Annotated in this window: 3 protein-coding genes; all 3 read right to left on the reverse strand. The window is 56.6% G+C overall.

Translation table 11 applies throughout. From position 1 onward, the window contains the following. The coding region (gene ssb / locus AK963_RS28415) for a single-stranded DNA-binding protein (protein ID WP_274520564.1) at positions 1–370 on the reverse strand (370 nt) is incomplete at its 3' end. A gap of 12 nt (positions 371–382) precedes the next feature. Next, positions 383–1276, reverse strand: a complete 894-nt coding sequence (locus tag AK963_RS28420; RefSeq protein ID WP_066018649.1) for a recombination-associated protein RdgC — start codon at positions 1274–1276, stop codon at positions 383–385. An 86-nt stretch (positions 1277–1362) separates the two neighbouring features. Continuing rightward, the coding region (locus AK963_RS33905) for a hypothetical protein (protein WP_202969908.1) at positions 1363–1848 on the reverse strand (486 nt) is incomplete at its 5' end.

Raw genomic sequence — 1848 nt, forward strand, 5'->3', positions numbered from 1 at the left:
GGTACTGGGCAGGCTGCGGGTTCTGACCGTCCAGCATCTGGAACTGGGTATTGATGCCATTGACCACCACTTCGGTGGTGTAGCGATCCTGACCGCTGTTGTCCTGCCACTTACGGGTCTGTAGCTTGCCTTCGATAAAGACTTTGCTGCCCTTGTGCAGGTACTGCTGGGCACGCTCGGCAGATTTGCCGAAAAAGACGACACGGTGCCACTCGGTCTTTTCCTGCTTCTGGCCGGTCTGTTTGTCGTTCCAGACTTCACTGGTGGCGATGGACAGGTTGGCCACCGCAGCCCCTGCCGGGGTGTAGCGGACATCCGGGTCATTGCCCAGGTTACCGATCAGGATGACTTTATTAACGCCTCTGGCCATGATGGCCCTCCTTTAGTTCATGTAGCTGAAAAGCTGGGGCAGGAATTTGCGGAAGGTGCCGGTCATCAGGGCAAAGTCGGCGTCCAGTGCTTCCAGCTTGGTGTCGGTTTCTGTCTCGTCCCGTTCCGCCAGCAAGACATCGGTCATGGTCATGCCGGTGAGTCGCAGGTTTTCGTTCAGGGTAAAGGTGAGGGAGTCCTGCCAGGTGAGCAGCAGTGAACAGACCAGCATCCCGTCCTTCAGATGGGGTTCGATGGAGCCGTTGATCAGGTCAAACTGTTTGGCCTTCAGGTGCGCACCTTCCTCACCGGGTTCCCGCAGTTCGCACTGGTCACCGAGCAGCAGGGGTCTGGGGAGTTCCTGGGTTTTCAGCCAGTCGCTCATGCAGGTGGCGGGGAAGGTTTTGGTCTGAGGGGGGAGCACTGGCAGGCTGCCGAGGGCTTCCCGCAGTTTGCTGGTCAGTTCTTCAGCCTGTTTGGCCGAGCCATTGACGATGAGCAGGTTACGGACCAGATCAATGTAGGCATGGGTGTATTTACTGCGGGTGAATGCCTGGGGCAACAGCTCCATAACGATGTCTTCTTTGATGCACTTCTTTTCCTTGGCGAATACCTGCCGGTCTTCGTTCTGCTCAATCTGCTCGATCTTTTCTGCCAGCTTTTCGTTGATGACCTCATTGGGCAGAATCTTTTCTTCTTTACGGGCGCGGATCAGCATACAGGCGTTGTTCTGGTGAACCAGGGCCTCAGTGCGATGGCCGAGGGCAGAGACAAAGCCATAGCGGCTCATGTCCTGTGGACCGCAGGGGATGAATGCGCCGTTCTGCCGGAGCGCTTCTTCCAGTGCCTCGCCGGTCAGGGTGAAGTCTTCGGTGAACTGGTAGACGTTGAGGTTTTTGAACCACATGGCGGGTTACCTTTTTGTTGTTATGGTTTTTTAGAAACATTGGGTGGCCGTTTTCGGAGGACAGGTGGCCAGCCTGTGACTGATGGTCATGCTTCTTTCAGGGTGAGTTGGTCGGTGGAACTGATGATGCCGGTACGGCGGATCACCAGCTCAACACCGTATTCGTTGCCGTTCTTATCGAAGCGGTAACAGTCCAGTGAGCCTTTGCCGAGCCACTTTTCCATGGCGTGGATGTCATCGGTGAGGACTTCTTCCGTCACGGCGCCATCGGTGTAGAGCAAGTCCTGCTGGTCTTCCGTGATGTCCGGGTTTGCCGTGGGGACCGGTGCTGCCGGTTCATTGGCTGGCAGGGTCTGACGGGCTTCCTGATTCAGGCGCATGTCAATGATGGCCATCAGGTCCATCGGGTCCTTGTGCAGCAGGGTGTCCAGATCGGGAAAGAGGTAGTCCTTGTCGGCAGCCATCTTCTGGTACACGGCCAGATTGTTTCTCACCGCTTTGGCCTGCTGCTTCTGCTCGATACGGGCCTGCGCCAGCCGGTCATTGACGGCTGATTGCATACTGGAGATATT

The organism is Endozoicomonas atrinae, assembly GCF_001647025.1.
Lineage (GTDB): Bacteria > Pseudomonadota > Gammaproteobacteria > Pseudomonadales > Endozoicomonadaceae > Endozoicomonas > Endozoicomonas atrinae.